At 38.9% G+C, this 20249-nt stretch carries 15 protein-coding genes; 8 read left to right on the top strand and 7 right to left on the bottom strand.

Going from position 1 to position 20249, the window contains the following annotated elements; all coding sequences use genetic code 11:
* Positions 1-36 precede the first annotated feature (36 nt).
* Positions 37-2916 carry an excinuclease ABC subunit UvrA gene (gene uvrA / locus K5G00_RS10635; RefSeq protein ID WP_238766144.1) on the top strand — a complete coding sequence of 960 codons (2880 nt, stop codon included), beginning with the start codon at positions 37-39 and terminating at the stop codon, positions 2914-2916.
* 162 nt (positions 2917-3078) lie between these two features.
* Positions 3079-4743, top strand: a complete 1665-nt coding sequence (locus K5G00_RS10630) for a nucleoside kinase (RefSeq protein ID WP_238766143.1) — start codon at positions 3079-3081, stop codon at positions 4741-4743.
* Between the two features lie 39 nt (positions 4744-4782).
* Here the strand turns inward: K5G00_RS10630 and K5G00_RS10625 are convergent, their stop codons facing one another.
* The 7 genes from K5G00_RS10625 to K5G00_RS10595 form a co-directional block, all read right to left on the bottom strand.
* The gene (locus tag K5G00_RS10625) at positions 4783-5154 is read right to left on the bottom strand and encodes a hypothetical protein (RefSeq protein ID WP_238766142.1); all 372 of its coding nucleotides are present in this window, start codon (positions 5152-5154) and stop codon (positions 4783-4785) included.
* Positions 5155-5343: 189 nt separating this feature from the next.
* Positions 5344-6339, bottom strand: a complete 996-nt coding sequence (locus K5G00_RS10620; protein ID WP_238766141.1) for an alpha/beta fold hydrolase — start codon at positions 6337-6339, stop codon at positions 5344-5346.
* 22 nt (positions 6340-6361) lie between these two features.
* Positions 6362-6748, bottom strand: a complete 387-nt coding sequence (locus tag K5G00_RS10615; RefSeq protein ID WP_238766140.1) for a DUF2255 family protein — start codon at positions 6746-6748, stop codon at positions 6362-6364.
* A 370-nt stretch (positions 6749-7118) separates the two neighbouring features.
* On the bottom strand, positions 7119-8192 hold the full coding sequence (rsgA, locus tag K5G00_RS10610) for a ribosome small subunit-dependent GTPase A (RefSeq protein ID WP_238766139.1): 1074 nt from the start codon (positions 8190-8192) through the stop codon (positions 7119-7121).
* Positions 8193-8253: 61 nt separating this feature from the next.
* Positions 8254-8865, bottom strand: coding sequence for a GNAT family N-acetyltransferase (locus K5G00_RS10605; RefSeq protein WP_238766138.1), 612 nt, complete (start codon positions 8863-8865; stop codon positions 8254-8256).
* A 22-nt stretch (positions 8866-8887) separates the two neighbouring features.
* Positions 8888-9442, bottom strand: a complete 555-nt coding sequence (locus tag K5G00_RS10600; RefSeq protein ID WP_238766137.1) for a GNAT family N-acetyltransferase — start codon at positions 9440-9442, stop codon at positions 8888-8890.
* Between the two features lie 475 nt (positions 9443-9917).
* Positions 9918-10856, bottom strand: a complete 939-nt coding sequence (locus tag K5G00_RS10595; protein ID WP_238766136.1) for a serine hydrolase domain-containing protein — start codon at positions 10854-10856, stop codon at positions 9918-9920.
* Between the two features lie 357 nt (positions 10857-11213).
* Here K5G00_RS10595 and K5G00_RS10590 point away from each other — a divergent pair, with 357 nt between their 5' ends.
* From K5G00_RS10590 to K5G00_RS10565, 6 genes are all read left to right on the top strand, one after another.
* Positions 11214-11750: an RNA polymerase sigma-70 factor gene (locus K5G00_RS10590; protein ID WP_238766135.1), complete on the top strand. Its 537-nt coding sequence runs from the start codon at positions 11214-11216 to the stop codon at positions 11748-11750.
* Between the two features lie 142 nt (positions 11751-11892).
* Entirely contained in the window at positions 11893-12882 is a 990-nt protein-coding gene (locus K5G00_RS10585; protein ID WP_238766134.1) for a FecR family protein, read from the top strand.
* Between the two features lie 128 nt (positions 12883-13010).
* Complete coding sequence (locus K5G00_RS10580) at positions 13011-16373, top strand: TonB-dependent receptor (RefSeq protein ID WP_238766133.1); 3363 nt, start codon at positions 13011-13013, stop codon at positions 16371-16373.
* An 11-nt stretch (positions 16374-16384) separates the two neighbouring features.
* Positions 16385-18145: a RagB/SusD family nutrient uptake outer membrane protein gene (locus tag K5G00_RS10575; protein ID WP_238766132.1), complete on the top strand. Its 1761-nt coding sequence runs from the start codon at positions 16385-16387 to the stop codon at positions 18143-18145.
* 74 nt (positions 18146-18219) lie between these two features.
* Positions 18220-19590: a sulfatase-like hydrolase/transferase gene (locus K5G00_RS10570; protein ID WP_238766131.1), complete on the top strand. Its 1371-nt coding sequence runs from the start codon at positions 18220-18222 to the stop codon at positions 19588-19590.
* Between the two features lie 45 nt (positions 19591-19635).
* On the top strand, positions 19636-20249 hold a 614-nt coding region (locus tag K5G00_RS10565), incomplete at its 3' end, for a sulfatase-like hydrolase/transferase (RefSeq protein ID WP_238766130.1).

Genomic DNA, 20249 nt, shown 5'->3' with positions numbered 1-20249 from the left:
GATCTTAAAATTGTAGTTGAAACAGTAAATCTTTCTATGGTTAATCCGAGAGTAATAGAAACAGAAGAGTATAAGGACTTTGTTGAGGAGGAAGAAATTATATCGGTGCATGGTGCCCGAGTCCACAACCTAAGGAATATTAGTGTTGATATCCCAAGAAATAAACTAACCGTAATTACCGGCTTAAGCGGAAGCGGAAAATCGTCTCTTGCCTTTGACACCATTTATGCAGAAGGCCAGCGTCGTTACATCGAGACTTTTTCAGCGTATGCACGGTCTTTCCTGGGGAATATGGAACGCCCGGATGTGGATAAAATTACCGGTTTGAGCCCCGTAATCTCTATCGAACAGAAAGTTACCACACGGAATCCCCGTTCAACAGTGGGAACGGTTACGGAAATATACGACTTTCTGCGACTGTTGTATGCCCGTGCCGGTGAAGCATTTTCCTACAATACCGGCGAAAAAATGGTGAAATACACCGACGAAAAAATACTTCAACTTATAAAAAGCGATTTTAAAGGAAAGCGTATTCATATACTTGCACCAGTTGTAAAAGGCCGGAAAGGGCATTACAGGGAACTGTTTGAACAAATACTTCGGAAAGGATTTTTGTATGCCCGCATTGATGGAGAAGTAACCGAGCTGAAGCATAACCATCGTGTTGACCGTTATAAAAATCACTTTATCGAAATTGTTATCGACAAGCTGGTGGTAAACGATGCCGGCGATAAACGATTAAAAGAAACGGTACAGACTGCGATGAAACATGGCCATGGAATTTTAATGATTCTTGACCATGAAACCGGAGAAGCCAAATATTACAGCCGTTTGCTGATGTGTCCTACCACAGGGATTTCGTACGCAGAACCGGCTCCGCATAATTTTTCGTTTAACTCGCCGCAGGGTGCCTGCCCAAAATGCAACGGCTTGGGACGTGTTACCGAAATCGACATTGATAAAATTGTTCCTGATAAAAATAAAAGTATTGGAAAAGGAGGGATTGCCCCGCTGGGACCATACAAAAATTCACTCATTTTCTGGCAGATCGAAGCCTTGGGCGAAAAATACGATTTTACGCTGAAAACACCAGTAAAAGATATTTCGGAAGAAGGATTAAATGCGGTTTTGTTTGGAACCAATGAACGCATTCAACTAAAAAATACACCACTTGGCTCCAGTATGAATTATATGATGAGTTATGAAGGAGTGGTGAAATACATCGATAGCCAGCGGGAAGACAACCCATCGAAAACCGCACAGAAATGGGCCAGCCAGTTTGTAAAAACAACGGTTTGTCCTGAGTGCGGGGGAATGCGGCTAAAAAAGGAGTCGCTGCATTTTAAAATCGACGGGAAAAATATCTCGGAACTTGCCCGTTTGGATTTAAAAGAATTGGGTGAATGGTTTTTAGGTTTGGAAGAACGTCTTTCCGATCGTCAACAAAAAATAGCAACCGAAGTAATCAAAGAAATTCGCGACCGGTTAGGGTTTATGCTTGGTGTGGGGCTCGATTATCTTTCGCTCGACCGTACAGCGCGAACCCTGTCGGGCGGTGAATCACAACGTATCCGGCTGGCTACGCAAATTGGCTCTCAGTTGGTGAATGTGTTGTATATTCTTGATGAACCCAGCATTGGACTGCATCACCGCGATAACCTTAAATTGATTCAGGCTCTGGAACAGTTGCGAGATACCGGAAACTCAGTGATTGTAGTGGAGCACGACAAAGAAACGATGCTTCATGCCGACCACCTTATCGACATGGGACCACATGCCGGACGACACGGAGGGGAAGTGGTTGCAGCAGGAAAACCGGTTGATGTGTTAAAAGCAAAAACATTAACATCCGATTATTTGAATGATCGCAGACAGATTCCTGTGCCCGCCAAACGCAGGAATGGAAAGTCGGAAATGTTAAAGATAAAAGGTTGTTCCGGAAACAACCTGAAAAATGTAAACCTGGAAATTCCGCTCGGGAGATTTATTTGTGTAACAGGTGTTTCAGGTAGTGGAAAATCAACATTGATAAATGCAACCTTACAGCCCATTTTAAGCCAGCATTTTTATAAATCGCTGGAAGATCCGCTTCCTTACAGGAAAGTGGAAGGACTGGAACTGATTGACAAGGTTATTCGCGTAGATCAATCCCCCATCGGACGTACACCACGTTCAAACCCGGTAACCTATACCGGAGTGTTTTCAGATATTCGGAATCTGTTTGCCCAGCTTCCAGAAGCAAAAATCAGAGCCTACAAACCGGGGCGTTTTTCTTTTAACGTAAAAGGCGGTCGTTGTGAGGAGTGCCAGGGGGGCGGACTAAAACTTATTGAAATGAATTTCCTCCCCGATGTGTATGTGCACTGTGATAAATGCAACGGCAAACGTTACAATCGCGAAACACTGGAAGTTCGTTATAAAGGGAAATCCATTAGCGACGTACTGGATATGACGATAAACCAGGGCGTAGAGTTTTTTGAAAATATTCCTTCTATTTCCAATAAATTAAAAACATTAAAAGAGGTTGGTCTCGGGTATATTACACTGGGGCAGTCGTCAACTACACTCTCGGGAGGTGAATCGCAACGTGTAAAACTGGCTTCGGAACTGGCCAAACGCGATACCGGTAAAACCATTTATATTCTGGATGAACCTACAACCGGACTTCATTTTGAAGATATTCGTGTGTTGTTGGAAGTACTGAATAAACTGGTTGAAAAAGGAAATACCGTGATTGTTATTGAACACAACATGGATGTGATAAAAGTGGCTGATCACATTATCGATATAGGACCGGAAGGCGGCAAAAACGGCGGACAAATTTTATGCACGGGTACTCCCGAAGAAATCATCAAAAACAAAAAGTCGTTTACCGCAAAATATTTGAAAGAGGAGCTGAACGGCACCGGAAAATAGAAGGACGTCCGGAGCATTCTTTGTCTTTGTACTTCAAAGTATGGTTTAATTTGCAGGTGACTCTCGCAAGTAAAAAAGTCACCCGCTCATTAAGAATTCCCAATCTTCAAACTCCCAACTTATTTTTATACTTTTATACTCCTTTTGAAAACAGACAGCAGAATGAAACAAGTACATATTTTTTGTGAAAACACCGGATCCGGGCATTCCTATCCGATGGGAACATCATTATTCGAAATCAGCAAAGATTTACATATAAGAACCAAAAATACAGTTTGCGGAGCGATTGTAAACCACCAGGTAAAAGAACTTTCGTTTTGCGTGGTAAAAACGAAAAAGGTGGAATTTATTGATGTTTCCCATCCCGATGGAATACGGATGTACATTCGCAGCCTCATTTTTGTTTTGTATGCGGCAGTTAAAGAAGTATTTCCACATGTTGAGCTACGCATTCAGAAAGGCATTTCAAACGGATATTATTGTGAATTGAATGGTTTGGAGCGGATGATTACCGATGCCGATATTTTTGAGATCAGGCAGGAAATCAACCGTTTGATTGCTCAGGATATTCCTTTTATAAAAAAGGGAATGCTGACGGAGGAAGTGGTTGATTTGCTTATAAAGCAGGGGCTGCAAGATAAGGCCCATTTGTTTGAACAACAGGGACATCTTTTTACAAGTTTATATTTTTTGGGCGATCTTGGAAACTATTTTTATGGTCACTTGCTTCCTTCTACCGGATATATTTCAAACTTTGGGCTCGTTCCCTATTTTGAAGGATTATTACTGCAAATACCTACACCTGCCGATTTCAACCAACTGTATAAACTGGAAAAACTGGACAAGCTTTTTGGTATTTACCAGGAACATAAAGATTGGGCTGAAATACTAAATGTTTCAACAATCAGCCATCTTAATGATTTTACATTGAATAAAAGAGGTGGGGACATCATTAAAATATCAGAGGCTTTGCATGAAAAAAGAATAGCCGAAATTGCTAACCTGATTCATGAACGGAATGGCGATATTAAGGTGGTTTTAATAGCCGGGCCTTCTGCTTCTGGAAAAACTACTTTTAGCAAACGTTTGGGTGTTCAACTGGCAGTCAACGGAATGCATCCCTATCAGATTTCACTGGATAATTATTTTGTTGACCGGGAAAAAACACCACTGGATGAACATGGGAATTATGATTTCGAAGCGTTGGAAGCGATTGATGTGGAATTTTTTAATCAACAGTTGATTGAGCTTTTTGAAGGAAGGGAAATTCAACTTCCAAAATTTGATTTTAATCGCGGGAAACGATACATGAATGGCGACAGGCTAAAATTGAACAAAAGCGATATTTTGATTATTGAAGGGATACACGGAATGAATCCAAATTTACTTCCTCACATTGATAAGAAAAATACCTTTAAAATATTTATCTCTGCTTTAACACAAATTTCGTTTGATGAACATACCCACATATCAACCGCCGACAATCGTTTGATTCGCCGAATAATTCGCGACAGCAAGTACCGGAGTTACCCGGCTTCGGAAACGATTAAACGCTGGCCGTCGGTACGCAGGGGAGAAGACAAAAATATCTTCCCTTACCAGGAGAATGCTGATATTATGTTTAATTCGGCAACTTTATATGAACTAGCAGTGTTAAAAAAATATGCTGACCCGCTGTTAAAAATGGTACTTGAAAACCAACGGGAGTACATTGAATCCACCCGCTTGTTAAAATTTCTTTCTTATTTTAAACCTATCGACGATGAGGAGATTCCTCCTACGTCGTTGTTGCGTGAGTTTCTGGGAGGAAGTAGTTTTATATATTGATTTTTAGCTGCCTTCTAAGGTGGAGCCGGAGAATACTTTTTACTCTTCCTCACACCATTGTAATGCATCTTTAATAGAAGAAAATGATCTGACTTCCCAGGCGGTATCTGAAATTGTCTTTTTATAGGTCTGGGTTAAGTTATCAATAAAACCATTGGTAGACACCACTGCTACTTTTAATTTCCTGTTCCACATTGAGGCTGTTTTATCCAAAGTCCCAATCACTTCGGTATCAATCTCGTTCATCGCCATTTTTTCAACTTTACTGTAATCAAAAATTTGATAATCCATCGAGTCAAATCGGGAGTCGCCATAGATTAAATCATTTACGCTCATAATCTCATCAGCACTTACAATGCCATTAAAACGGACGATAATGTTTGAGTTGTTCCAGGAAATTTCATTTGCCATATTCTGGTAGACTTTGAATGGTTATGTTAGTTTTTATTAAGGTTTGTAATCAGTGGAAAAGTATTAAAATTTTTACTTATTCAAAAGACTTTCAGGGCAAATTGTTCTGTTTAGGTTGAAAGTCGGACATTGTTAAACGGTATTTTGTTTTTGTTATAATGTTTTTTACCGATGGGATATCTATATAATTTAATTGTTCAGAAAATCGACAAGTGGAATGATAAACTGCTCAAAACTTTCGATATGTGGTAAATGCCCGATATTTTCAATCTCAACCAGTTTTGCATCGGGGATTTTCTTTTGTGTTTCTTTTCCTAATTGGTCGTAACGTCCCATTGTTTTGCGGACTTTATCGCTCACCAGCGGTTTCCCTAGCGCTGTCCGGTCGCGTGTTCCGATAATCAGCAAAGCAGGGCATTTTATATTTTTGAACTCATAAACCACAGGTTGGGTAAAAATCATATCGTAAGTGAGTGCTGCATTCCACGCAATTCGTTTGTAATCAGAATTAAGTGTCCAGCCGGCCAGCAAGTTTACCCACTCATCATATTCCGGTTTCCATTTTCCATCGTAATAACTTTCCAACTGATAGCTTTTAATTTTATCATAGGTTTTTCCCAGTTCATTTTTATACCACCAGTTGACGTTTTTGTATGGAACTACAAGTTTCCAGTCTTCCAGACCGATTGGATTCTCCAAAATGAATTTTTCTACAGTTTCCGGGTACATCAGCGTAAAACGTGTTGCCAGCATTCCACCCATTGAGTGGCCCAAAACCGCTGTTTTTGTAATTCCCAGCGTATCGAGCAATTGTTTTGTATTTTCCGCCAATTGCTGAAATGTATATTGGAAATTCTCCGGTTTCGATGATTTTCCAAAACCAATCTGGTCGGGCATGATTACCCGGAAACCTTCTGCTGCTAATGTTTTTGCAGTAGTTTCCCAATAGGCTCCGTTGAAATTTTTACCGTGCATCAATACGATGTTTTTCCCATTGTAATTGTCCGGTTTTACATCCATGTAAGCCATTTTCAGATGTTGCTGCTGAATATCGAGCTGAATATATTTTACCGGGTACGGATAGTTATAATTGCTCAACATTAAATCGAGCCACTTTAATTCATTATTTTGAGCCTGAGTGATTGAAAATAAAAAGGATAAGATAATCAGTAATTTGAATTTCATTGTTTTCCTGTATGGTTAAAAATTATGTCTGTATTTCTTTCTCAAAAAAGAATTCCATCGTATAATTTTCATATTCAGGTTGGATAATTCCTTCAGCATAGAAAATGTTTTCCGGCTGCGAATATCTTTTTAGGTAAGCCTCGTTAATTTTAAGGGTTAGTTCTTTGTTTGCAGAAATCTTTTTCCCGGAGACGCGCATCATTTTTTCGCCGTATTTTATTTCGCCGGTTCCGGTTTCCTGAAAAGCAGTAAACCAGCTTCGTTTACTTTTGTTCCACGAACGGGCAAAAATGCGCCCTTCAACAGTAATAAACCAGATGTTTAAAAAAGTCTCTCTCTCTGTTCCTCCTTTTACTCCGGTTAAGGTATGCGTTTCCAAATGTTGGTAAAAATCCTGTGGAAATCTCATTAAAAGCTTCAGTTTATAGTTTTCCTGCCCAAAAATACAACATCCTATCTTTGGTTTTGTTTGTAAAAAATATCAGTTAAAATTTTTCGCAAATAGAAAAAAGGTTACATCCCAAAGATTTCAATACGTCGTTATTTCGTATTCATCTCAAAATATAAGTAGCCTGATAATTACTGTTTTGATGATTCTGAAACAAGCTTTGGTTTGGCCGGGACAATACTAACCCCGGCATTAGTGCCGGGGTTAGTTTAATTTATATGGAAAGAGGCTTTAGCCCATTACTCCTGACTTTAACCAGACACAGCTGAATTAAATTCAGGATTACATAATGCAGACTTTGAACACACTCTTTGAAAGAGGTTTTGGCGGCTTAGTCATAAAATTTATCCCGTTTTTTTTCATTCAGAATGGCTTTGATCATCTTGCCTCTCTCCTTGCTTTTTTGCCTTTTTTCTTTTACTGAACTCGAAAAATGAAGCTGCTCGCGCAACAGTTTTTTGTAATTTTCCAACATCGCTTCCGAAATCATTTCATCTTCCACTGCGCGTAAAACGGCACAACCTTTTTCAGAGGTGTGACTACAGTCGTTAAAACGACATTGTTTGGCCAGTTCTGATATTTCATCATAAGTTAATTCAATTCCGTCGGCGTTATCAGTCAGTCCGATTTCGCGCATTCCCGGAGTATCGATAACAATACTTTTATTGGGCAAAACAATCAATTCCCGGTGGCTGGTAGTGTGCCGCCCTTTTTGGGTGGAAGAGCTGATGGCACTTGTTTTTAGAACCTCACTTCCGGCCAAATGATTGACAACGGTTGATTTTCCAACTCCCGAAGAACCTAAAAAACAGTAGGTTTTGAATGGCTCAAAAAACTGTTCTAACTGTTCGTAACCATCTTTCGTTTCACTACTTAGCGGCAAAACCGGAGTGTTTTTTACCCTTTTTTGAATTTTTATAATGGTTTCTTCCAGCTGCATTTTGTCAGCCAAATCAGTTTTTGAAAGTAAAATAACCGGTTGGATATCTGAATGATTACAAAGCGATAAATAACGTTCCATCCGGTTCAGATTAAAGTCGCGATCAACTGCCTGCACAATAAAAGCCACGTCGATGTTGGCCGCAATAATTTGTATTTCGCCATATTTGCCCACTGCCTGTCGCGTGAGCATCGAAAAACGCGGAAGTATCTTATGAATAATGGCTGCATCTGCGTCGTAAGTTAGCAAGGCAACCCAGTCGCCTACTGCCGGGAAATCTTCACGGCCTTGTGCTGAGAAGCGCAGGTTACCTGTTATCTCAGCATTGAATGTCTTTTCCGAGGTTTGCACGACGTATCTTTCTTTGTGTTCTGCAATTACGCGCCCCAATTGAAAATCCTCCAATTGGTTTGCCCTTCTGTATTCCTGCAATCGGGTAGTATATCCTAATTCTTTTAAATTCATGGTGTTTTTATTTTTAACACAGCGGATAAAGACAATTCTATTGTTCCGCTGTGTTGTTTTTTTAATGATTGATATTCACTTTTGCTTTTCCTTTTTCTTTAAAAGGAAATTGTTTTTCAAAACTTATCAGATCTTCATCCTTTGTAAAAAAAGCTTCGTCTTCGAAAAAACGGCCGCTTATTTTGTTCAATCCTTTTTTACAGATTTCCAGAGCCATAAAAGGTTCAAAATTTTGAAAATCTTTGGTTGTGATGTTGAATTCCTGTGCATTTCTAAATCCAAAACGATGGTAGTAGTCCGGATTTCCAAACAAAATTATTCCGCTGAATTCCATTTCTTTGGCCCGTAAAATGGAGAAGTTTATTAATTGACTTCCAATACCCTGACCTTGAAATTCAGGTAAAACCGAAAAAGGTCCGACACATAAAACCTCATGTTTGTGGTTTTGATTGTCGATTACACAAGCTTTTGTGGAAAGAATGTGTCCGATGACTTGCTTTTCACTTACGGCAATAAAATCCAGTTCTTTTATATAACTGTTGCTTTCCCGGAGCTGGTGAAGCACCAGATGTTCTGTACATCCCGGAGCATACAAATTCCAGAACGCTTCCCTGGTTATGTTTTCGGTTTGAAAATATTCGTTTTTGTCTGTATTTTTTATTGTTGTATTCATGATTGTTCAATTTATACGTTAATTACTCGCGCCAATGTTCCGGTTTATTTAGCTCATCGGAACAAATTATTTTTCCTTTTTCTGATGTAAATCCTTCAGAACTCAGAGACTGAACCATCCAGGCATTGGCAAATTCTTCAGGGATAGGATATGGTGCTGAATACCCCTGTTTTGCTGCATCAGGGGTAAAACCATGTTTCGGATAATAATCCATGTGTCCTAAAACAAATACCATTTCCGACCCCATTTTCTTCAAGCTCTTCAGGCCTTCCTGAATCAGTATGCCGCCAACTCCTTGTTTCTGGTATTCCGGGATTACGGCCAGCGGAGCCAATATGTGGAGCAAAGGCTGTGTTCCTCTGTGGTTTATATAAACCCTGGTAAACAGAATATGACCAACTGGTTCATTTTTGTAAAATGCCAGCAGCGACAGAATTGGAGTCGCTGTTTTGTCTTGTAAAAGAGCAGCGGTAAGTTGGGCTTCTTTGTCGTACCCAAATGCGCGTTCTTCTACAGTCATTATGGAATTAAAATCGTTTGAGTCGGTTTCTCTGATTTGGATATCTCGTAATTTCATTTTTTGTATTTGTTATTTTATGCACCTTTCGTGCAAATTTGAAGGTATCAAAAGCAGAAGCTCTCCTAAATAGATTGCAGGAATGATATTAAAATGTATTTAGCAATACGTCTACTGCTTTAAATTCCACCGTAAAAAATATGTAATGATTTGAAATAAAAATACGCATCAATTATTGCCTGTTTTATACAGACTGTAATTGCGCGAAATGAAAAGTGCGACAGGTACTATCGGTTCCCGAATAATTTTCGGAAATTCCCGGATAAATAGACCTGTCTGTTAAACCGACCTCAATAGTCGTGAAGAATGTGTTGCGTTTTTTCTCATGCGCTGCAAAGGTACATTTTCTTGCTGATAAAAAAATAAAAAGCTAAAAAAATATTGACATTGGTTTAAAATCAAAAACAGAGAAAGGATAAGTACCACATCAGTTCCTGCTATTTTTCGCTGTTTTTGTTGTAAAGTTCCATGAATGTTATTTCAACTTTGCATCAAACACCAAATCGAGCATTCGATAAATGTCATTCCCGTTATAATGATATTCATTTTCGGTATCCACACGGTGCACCAAAACCATTTTCTCTTCTGGATAAACAGCCAACATGTGAATGCCAACTCCGGTGTGAAAAAATGCTCTTAGCTTATTATCCTCGGTGAGGCGGATTCTCCATAACATCCCGTAGGCCAGATGGTATTTTTTATTATAGATGGAGTAGGGGCGGGTGCTGGCTTCAATCCACGTTTTTGGAATAATTTGCCTGCCGTTCCATTTACCGTTGTTTAAATACAGTTGTCCGTAAAGCGCTAAATCGCGGCTCGACATTCTGAAATGGTAAGCCGGATATTTTGATTTACTTTTTTCAAACTGGTAAAATCCATCTGTTTTGGGCATGGCGACAAACTCTTTTGATTCTCCGTCGATGGTGGTGTATTTGCCTTTATAGTCGCGCATGCCCAGAGGTTGGGCAATCTGGGTGTGAAAAAGTTCGTAAATGCTTTTTCCGGTTTGTTGTTCGAGGATGGCCCCCAGGGTGTTAAAATCCCAGTTGTTGTAATAATAATGTTCTCCGGGGGAATAACTCTCGCGGGCAGGCATCTCTTTTAACATCCCCTGCGACACTGCCGCTGCATTGTGAAATACACCGGAACGTGATTTTAGTAAATCGGCCACACGGGCATTTAATTCGTGTTCCGATAATCGCGGTCCGATATCCTGAATGTCCAACTCACGCAATGTTTGCGAAGTGTCAATTTTTCCGTCGGAAACAGCAATCCCGATAAGTGAATTTAGCAGGCATTTACGCATGGAATGGATGAGGTGCTTTTTCCGCGTGTTTCCCCAGTCAAAAATTACAGCTCCATCAACCAAAAGAAGCATGGAGGAGGCGTCGCTTTTTTTGAGGAAAGCAGCCAATGTATCCAGTTTTTCTGAAGAAAATCCTTTCTCCCCGGGAGCTGCCCTTGAAAGCTGCTGCGAAGAGTGATTGCCGCAACCGGTTATAATTACGAATATCAGCAGCGCAAAAAAAAAAGAATATGTTGAGGTGCCGTTTCATTTTCGTTTCATTTCTCGGGTTTTTGTTCGGTTTATCAATGGTTTTTTTGTTAAAGTCTGTTGCCAATCGGTTTTACGTTCAATCTCAAAATTACAAAAGAAAGTAAAAGATACTACAAAATAAGAAGCCTCTAACTGAGAGTATAAAATTAATTCAGAAAAGTTCGACTTTCGAAACATTACCTATTTTGATTAATATTGCACTGCAATAAACGGATGACTGACGTAAACAAAATACTCGTTTCAAGGATTAAACAGGGCGATTATCAGAGTTTTAATCGTTTGTTTTTTCAGTATTACAGGTCGTTGTGTTCTTATGTAAGTTCTATAATTGATGATTCATCAGCCGCTGAAGACATTGTTCAGAATCTTTTTGTGAAGTTTTGGACTGATAGGAAAAGGATAACCATTCATAAAAACATTGAAAATTATTTGTTCAAAGCTGCGAAACACAGTGCATTTAACTATTTGCGTTCAGAAACCAACCGCAAAAATGCCATGGAGAAAATGTCGTTGATGGATTTTTCAGATGAAGAATATTCAACACAGGAAGAATTTCTTCAAAAATTGGAGGAGTGCGTCAATCAACTGCCCGAACGTTCAAAAGAAGTATTTCTACTGCATCGTTATGAGGGATTAAAACAAAAAGAAATTGCCGGGAAATTAAATATTTCGGTTAAAACGATTAAAAATCAGGTTTGGAAATCGCTCAAATATTTGAAGTCCTGCATGGATGTCAAAAGTGCCCGCTAACATTTTTTTTAATGTAAGAAAAAAAGAAAATTCCGGATAGGACCTTTTTCTATTTGATGTGTCGTTATAGTAAACGATACAATCGGGAGGTGTTTGCTTTTGAAAAAATGAGAATCAAAGTTTTTAATGTAACGGTGAATAAATGGATGAGGAAAAAAATATAGGAAAACATATTGTTGAGCATTTACAAGATAATAGTGATGCTGAAATTACCGATCCGGTGCTTCAGACATGGGCGGAAACATCGGCTGAAAACAAACAGGATTTATTTGAATATACCCGAATTTGGGATGGAGTAAGTGAGCTTGCCCAAAGAAATAAATTTAGCTCCTCTAAGGCCTGGGAAAAAGTAGATTCAAGCATTAAAAAGCGATCAATAATTTCTGAACGTTATAAAATTTCTTTGTTATCCGCAGCTGCAGCTTTTTTCCTTATTTTGTTTGGTTTCTCTTTCTATTTCTACTGGGTTTCCGGAAATACAGAAGAACCTTTACAACTGGTAACCGAGTTGGGTAGTCGTTCAGAAGCAACCTTGCCTGACGGCACTATCGTGAAGTTAAATGCCGGTTCAGAATTAGCCTACCGATATGACAGACATAAAAAGATTCGAAGTGTTCAATTTACTGGTGAAGGATATTTTGAAGTTGAAAAAAACAGAAAACCTTTTGTCGTTCAGCTGCAAAACGGATTGACACTTAAAGTGCTGGGTACAAAATTTAATCTGTCTGCATACCCTGATGACGCTATCATAAAAACCACTTTAACTGAAGGGAAAGTGGAATTGCAGGATTCGAAAGGAGAAAAATTGATTTTGGCGCCAGGGGAGATTGCTTCCTTTTCAAAAAAAACAGGAGAATTATCTTATTTGGAAGAAGCGCCATCTCGTAATTTAAGTTGGATGGAAAAGAGGTTGTACATGGACAACATGTCAATGGCGGAAGTTTGTAGAATTTTGGAAAGATGGTATGATGTAGAGATAAAATTTGCCGAAAAAGAAATGGCTGAAAGGATTCATTATACAGGAACTCTTTGGGAGAAAACAATTTATGATGTATTTGAAGCATTGGATGGAATTAGCGAAATAGAATATAAAATTGAAGGCAGAAATATTGTGGTCTCTGAAAAAAAGTGAAGTGCTTATGAAAAAATAACCGTTAAAAATTAAAAAACGGGAAATGGTCGCACATTCCCCGTTATTCAAATTTTCAATCTAATGCTACCAACATTAGAAAGTTATAAATTTAAATGTATTACAAACTTATGAAAAAAAATTATGAGAACAGGAGCTGGTTGGATCCGGTTCTGAAAAAAATTTTACTGGCAATGAAACTAGCAACTGTAATAATCTTGATTTCAATAATGCATGTGTCTGCCTCCGTCTATTCGCAGACGACAAAACTGTCATTAAGCATGCAGGAGACTACGATAAAGGAAGTCCTTCAGAAGATTGAATCCATGTCAGAATTCCGTTTTATTTACCAAAATGAAAAAGTTGATTTAAACACAAAAGTTAACGTTCAGTTTAAAAATGAAAGTGTTGAGCATATTCTGGACGAGATATTCAAAAAAAGGGAGGTAGAATATTCAATCACCGAAAATAATCTGATCTTAATTAAATCGGGAGGAGAGGCATCGAATAAAAACAGGATTGACAGTGAGTTTATTGAACAGAAGACGATTTCGGGGAAGGTGACCGATTCCTCGGGCTTACCTCTCCCCGGAGTAACAGTTGTGGTAAAAGGTACTACTCAGGGAACGGTTACAAATGAAGAGGGAGAATATAATCTGATAAATGTTCCGGCAGGTGCAACCATACAGTTTTCATTTGTGGGCATGATAACACAGGAACTTGCCATTGGTGACCAAACAAATATTGACTTGGTTATGGAAGCCGATGCTATCGGTATTGAAGAAGTTGTAGCCGTTGGTTACGGTACGATGCGAAAAAGTGATCTAACAGGCTCTGTAATGAGAGCAAATAATGAAACGATTAAACAGCGGCCTAATATTTCAGTGCTTCAGTCATTGCGGGGATCGCTGCCCGGGTTAAATGTCGGGCAGGTGAGTCAGGCGGGCGAAGAACCCGATTTCTCAATTAGGGGGAGAACCTCGATCTCCGGTCAGGGAACTCCTTTAATTGTTGTAGATGGCGTGATTTTCAGAGGAAGTTTGAATGATATCAATCCCAATGATATTAAATCGGTAGATGTTTTAAAAGATGCAAGCTCTGCCGCTATATATGGCTCACAGGCCAGTAACGGAGTTGTTATAATTACCACCAATGATGGAGAGAATACGGAAGGAAAGCCGACAATTAATTTTAGCTCATTTTATTCATTTAACGAACCGGCAAAAGACTTTAAACTTGAAAGCCCTGAGGAGTTTATGACGAGGATGGCTAATGCAGATTTGTTTAATAGCAGAACGGAAGAATCTGGTTATCTGGAACCAAATCTGGATTATAACCCCACTTCGGAATTTAGAACAAACGAGCAGGTTGATGCTTATAACAATGGGCAAACAACCGATTGGAAAGATTTATTAACGAACGACAGGATGGCTTCTCAAGGCTACAATCTTTCAATATCGAACAGAACAAACCGAAGTGGATATTTTATCTCAGCAGGTTTTTCCGAAGAAGCAGGATACATGATAAATGAAAACTATAGCAGATGGAATACGAGAATAAATATTGATAATTCAGTCACTTCATGGCTTGATGTTGGCATCCAGTCGTTTATGACTGCCAGCGATTACTCTGGATACGATTTGAGCCCCTCAGAGATTTTTAAACAAACACCCTACTCGCCGGCATTTAAAGAAGATGGCTCGTATGTGGAAAATGCAAATGGATTGGATATAAATCCCCTTTATTTAAAAGACACAGATGATTTTGACAAAAAGATGAACTTATTTGGGAATGTGTATGCCGATATAAAACTACCTTTTATTAAGGGATTATCGTTTAAAACCAATTATAACCGAAACTATCGGATAGAGAACTATTATATTTTTAAAATTTACGGTAATAGTTTTCAGGGCTCCGGCAGTAAACGTCACGAAATATTTAATAACTGGGCCAACGACAATATTCTTTCCTATAAAAATGTTTTTAACCGAAAGCATAAGGTTGATATAACTTTGGTGCAGGGGTATGAAAAAAGAGCGTATTCCGCAACTGAAGGGGCATCAAAATCTTTCATAACGGATGTATTGGGATACAACAGCCTGCAATCAGGTTCGTCAGAATTACAGTCGGTTACAACACAAGCCTGGGAGGAACAAAGTGTTTATTCAATGGGACGTGTTTTTTATGGTTACGATAATAAATATCTTTTCACAGGAACGATAAGAAGAGACGGATTCTCAGGATTTAGTACGGATAACAAATTTGGTGTCTTCCCGTCCATGTCATTCGCCTGGGTTGCTTCAGAAGAATCTTTCCTGAAAGAAGAATTGCCCTGGTTGGATTTGTTAAAAGTTCGGGTCTCGTATGGTTCAAATGGTAACAGAACAATAGGTCGTTACCAAACATTAGCCCGGGTGGCAGGTACATTTGGGTATCTTGATGAGAATGGTACATCTTTATATAAACAAGCCATAAACAAACTTGCCAGTCCAAATTTGAAATGGGAAACAACAACGGGAATAAACTTTGGGATTGATTTTGCAATCTTGAATCAAAGACTTTTTGGAGCAGTTGAGTATTATAGCAGCAATACGGAAGACCTTTTGTACAACGTCGATATTCCCGGCATTTCGAGGTATGAAACTTTCCCTGATAACCTGGGTAAACTGGCAAATCATGGATTTGAAATGTCCTTGTCAAGCATTAATGTAAGCAATCAAACTTTTCGTTGGGAAAGCTCAGTAACCTTTTCTATGAACCGAAATGAACTTAAAGAATTGCTTGGGAGAGATGATAATGGAGATGGGGTTGAAGATGATTTAGTTTCAGAGGGATTGTTTATTGGGGAGTCACTAAATGCGATATACACTTATGAAACAGATGGCAGTTTATGGCAAATGGATGATGATATTCCGTCTACCGCAACCTTAGGTAGTTATAAAATAATAAATCAGGATGACGATGAAACCATAACTCCCGACGACAGAAAAATTATTGGAACTACGGATCCTTTATTTCGATTGGGGATGAATAACAAAGTAAAGTACAAAAACTGGTTACTTACTTTTTTTATCAATTCAGTAGTAGGGAATGACAATTATTATTTAGGTACTGATAATATGACTGGTTTTAATGCAGTTAATTCACAGATGTTATATACCAGAACTTTTCCGAGTGGACTGGATTACTGGTTGCCTGAAAATCCCAATGCCAAGTATCAAAAACTATTGATAAGTGTGCCTTCCGGTCTTCAGGCGTCACCATACATTCCCCGAACCTTTATTCGCCTCCAGGATGTAATGCTGTCATACAATTTTGACAGTGAGTTTCTTAAGAGAATTGAGATCCAGAATTTGAAATTATATTTTAATGGTAAAAATCTTTATACTATCACAAAATGGCCAGGTTGGGACCCTGAAACAGGTCAAGGTATCACTATGGGGGGAAGACCGGTAACAAGGAGTTATTCATTTGGAATTGAACTAACCTTTTAAAATTGAACGTTATGAAAAATAAATATTTTGAATTAATCAAAAATTACCGGAATACTGTTAAAAAATTCTTATTGCTACTTGTTGTTTTCAACCTGATGTCATGCAATGAAAACGATTTTCTTGAAGAGAAGCCGTTGGATTTTTTATCACCCGTAAATTCATTTGTGACTTTTGAACACTATAATGCTGCCGTTATTGGATTATATACAAAATTCAGAAATGAATTTTATGGTAGTGCAAATGCGCTGGTAGCTCCCAGGGTAATGATGCAGGCAACCGATCTCGTCTTTTATAATCATGATGCCGGTGCAAATACTGATTTTGCATCCTTGCTAAACCCCAATAGTGATTTTGTGTATAATGCGCTCTGGGGACCCGCTTATGCGATCATTTATGATGCAAACGTTATTATTGGCAGGGCTCAGTCAGAGGAGAATGAATTAACTGAAGAACAAAAAAATAAAGTGCTGGGCGAAGCCTATTTCTTTCGGGGCTATATGCACAAAATGCTGGCTGATTTATATGGAGGAGTCCCGATTGTTTTACAGGAGACTGTAGAACCCAAAAGAGATTATGTAAGAGCTTCAAGAGATGAGGTATACCAGCAATGTGTTATTGATTTATTGTTTGCCACAGAAAATCTCAGTGATATTGAATCGGTGGATGATTACAGAATCAGTGATTTGGTTGCCTGGCAGGTATTATCCGAAGTATATATTTCTTTAAAACAATGGGATGGGGCAATTGAAGCTGCAAGTAAAGTAATTGATAGTCCGGCTACAACATTAATGACAGAACGGTTTGGTACACGTGTAAACGATGCGTTTAACCCTGATATGCCATGGGCATCGGGCGGAGATGTATATTGGGACTTGTTTCGAAAAGGGAATCAAAACCGTTCTTCAGGCAATACGGAAGCCTTGTGGGTTTTGCCGTATGAGTATAATATTGATGGCGGAGAACCAGGGGGAGTACCGCTGGAAGTCAATTTTTGTCCCCGAATTTGGCAGGTTACAATTCCCAACTCTGATGGTACTAACGCAAAACTAATTCCCACTCCAAATACTTATTACGGTGGGCGTCCGGGAGGAAAATGCCGACTTACTGAATATTTTTACCATACCATTTGGGATGAAAGTGGTTACCAGGAAGATATAAGAAATGCCTCGTATAACATAATTCGTGATGTTAAAGTGAATAATCCGGCTTCAGAATATAACGGGCAATGGGTGATGGCAGATAATGTACCAATACCTTTGAAAACATGGAATGATACAGTGCGAAATTTCTTTCCCATACCGGCAAAAGCTGCCTCCATGGGCGATCATCCAGATGATTTGTGGATTGCGGATCAAACTGTACCCGGTTCAATAACCTCTATCACCGGACCATCCGGAAAAACATATAGGAATGAATATAAAATGAGATTGGCTGAAACCTATCTATTACGGGCGGAAGCATACCTGGGGAAAGGTGATAAAAGCAGTGCCGCTGATGATATCAATGTTGTCAGAAGCAGGGCAAATGCGCCTGATGTCAGTTCTGCCGATGTGGATATTGACTATATCCTGGATGAAAGGATGAGAGAATTATATGTTGAAGAATTCAGATTGTTAACGTTAACCCGTTTAGGAAAATTGGTTGAACGAACAAAATTGGCAAATCCGGTTGTTGGGAATACTTACGGAGAACATCAAAATTTGTGGCCGATACCCTACAGTGAAATTGAAAAAAATACGGGTGCCGTTTTGGAACAAAATCCCGGATATTAGTACGTAATAAAGATTGATGCAGGTGCCGCAATTTGAAGTATCTGCATCAATTCTCAGAATCATTTATAGGTGTTATGCGCAATTTCTATTTTAAAATTCGAATTGGAATAATAGGACTTCTCATTTTATTGGGTAAATTAAGCAGCGGGCAAATTGTTGATATTAAAGAGGATGCATCAAATCCTCTTCCCAATATTATTCTTATTATGGCAGATGATATGGGATACGAGTGTTTAGGTTGCAATGGATCTTTGGATTATTCAACCCCAACCCTTGATCGGCTTGCAGACAATGGTATTCGTTTTACCAATTGTTTTTCACAACCATTGTGTACTCCTTCAAGGGTTAAAATAATGACAGGAAAGTATAATTATCGAAATTATGAATACTTTGGTTATCTGAACCCTGATCAGAAAACCTTTGGGAATTATCTGAAAGATGCCGGATATAATACTTGCATTGCCGGGAAATGGCAACTAAATGGAATTTATCATGATTTGCCCGGGAACCAGGATTTGTCAAGGCCGCAACACTTTGGTTTTGATGAATATTGTCTTTGGCAATTAAACAAAACCGGCGCGGAAGGAGAACGATACGCCAATCCTTTGATCATAAGGAATGGAGAAGAGATAGAAGGATTAAAAGATGCTTACGGGCCGGATATTTTTAGCGACTTTATTTGTGATTTTATTGATGAAAATAAGGAACGCCCGTTTTTTGTGTATTACCCAATGGTATTGGTACACGATCCATTTGTACCAACACCGGATTCTCCTGAATGGAACGAGTTTGGGGATCGGTATAAAAAAAGTACAGCCTACTTTGATGATATGGTCGGCTACGTAGATAAGGTCGTTTCAAAAATTGAAGATAAGTTGAAAGATTCCGGTATCGCGAATAATACGATTGTTATTTTTACCGGCGACAATGGTACACATCCCTCAATTATAACAGAAACAGTTGATAAGGAGGTTACAGGTGGCAAAGGCTCCTCTTTAAACACGGGAAATCATGTTCCCTTGTTTGTTTCCTGGCCTGCAAAAATAAAAAAAGGAAGGGTATTTAGCGGTCTGGTTGATTTTACTGATATTCTTCCAACAATTGCAGATGTGGCAAAACTTAATCCTGCATCATATTACACGGATGGGAAAAGTTTTTTTAGCGTCATAAACCAAACAGATGGAAAGACGAGTAAGGAAGAAGTTTTTATCCATTATAGCCCGAGATGGGGAAGATTTAAAAGCAATAGATGGGTTTTGAACGAATACTATAAGCTTTATCAAAACGGTGAATTTTACAATACAATGAATGATCCGGATGAAAAAAATCCGATCGTTTCACCAACAAATCAGGAGAAAAATATCAAAAAAAAGTTTGAAAAAGTTCTTGATTCAAAAGAAAAGGAATTTCCATTTAAAAACAATGATGTTGAGTTCAAACCATAGATATATTTTATATTAGCAGGAGAACCAATAATCTCAAAAGTAAAAATGATGAGACAAATCTATCTAAGGTCAACTATTATAGCTATCGTATTTTTTCTTTCCAATCAACTACATTGTGCGGAAACTGAAACGAGTTCCAAACCTAACGTTATCCTAATTTACACCGATGACCAGGGTGCGATTGATTTAAACTGTTTTGGTGCAACGGATTTACTCACTCCCAATATGGATAAACTGGTAAAAAGCGGCATTAAATTTACTCAGTTTTACGGCGCTCCCATTTGTTCTCCTTCAAGAGCCGGCTTACTCACGGGAAAAACACCACAGCGTGCAGGCGTACCGGGAAATGTAAGTCCGCGCAGCCTGGAAGCCGGAATGCCAGGTAGCCAGTACACGATTGCCGAAATGTTTAAAGATGCCGGATACAAAACTGCACACATCGGAAAATGGCATTTGGGGCATGCTAAAGATAAGCAACCCAATGCCCAGGGTTTTGATTATTCCTTTGGCCATTTTGTTGGTTGCATCGATAATTATTCGCACTTTTTTTACTGGAACGGCCCCAACCGGCATGATTTATATCGCAACGGAGAAGAAATTTTTTACCCCGGCGATTATTTTCCGGATTTAATGGTAAAAGAAGCTTCTGGATTTCTGGA

This window comes from Maribellus maritimus (assembly GCF_022267315.1).
Taxonomy (GTDB): domain Bacteria; phylum Bacteroidota; class Bacteroidia; order Bacteroidales; family Prolixibacteraceae; genus Draconibacterium; species Draconibacterium maritimum.
The sequence above is the reverse complement of the archived record's forward strand: the minus strand, read 5'-3'. Positions and strand labels throughout refer to the sequence as shown.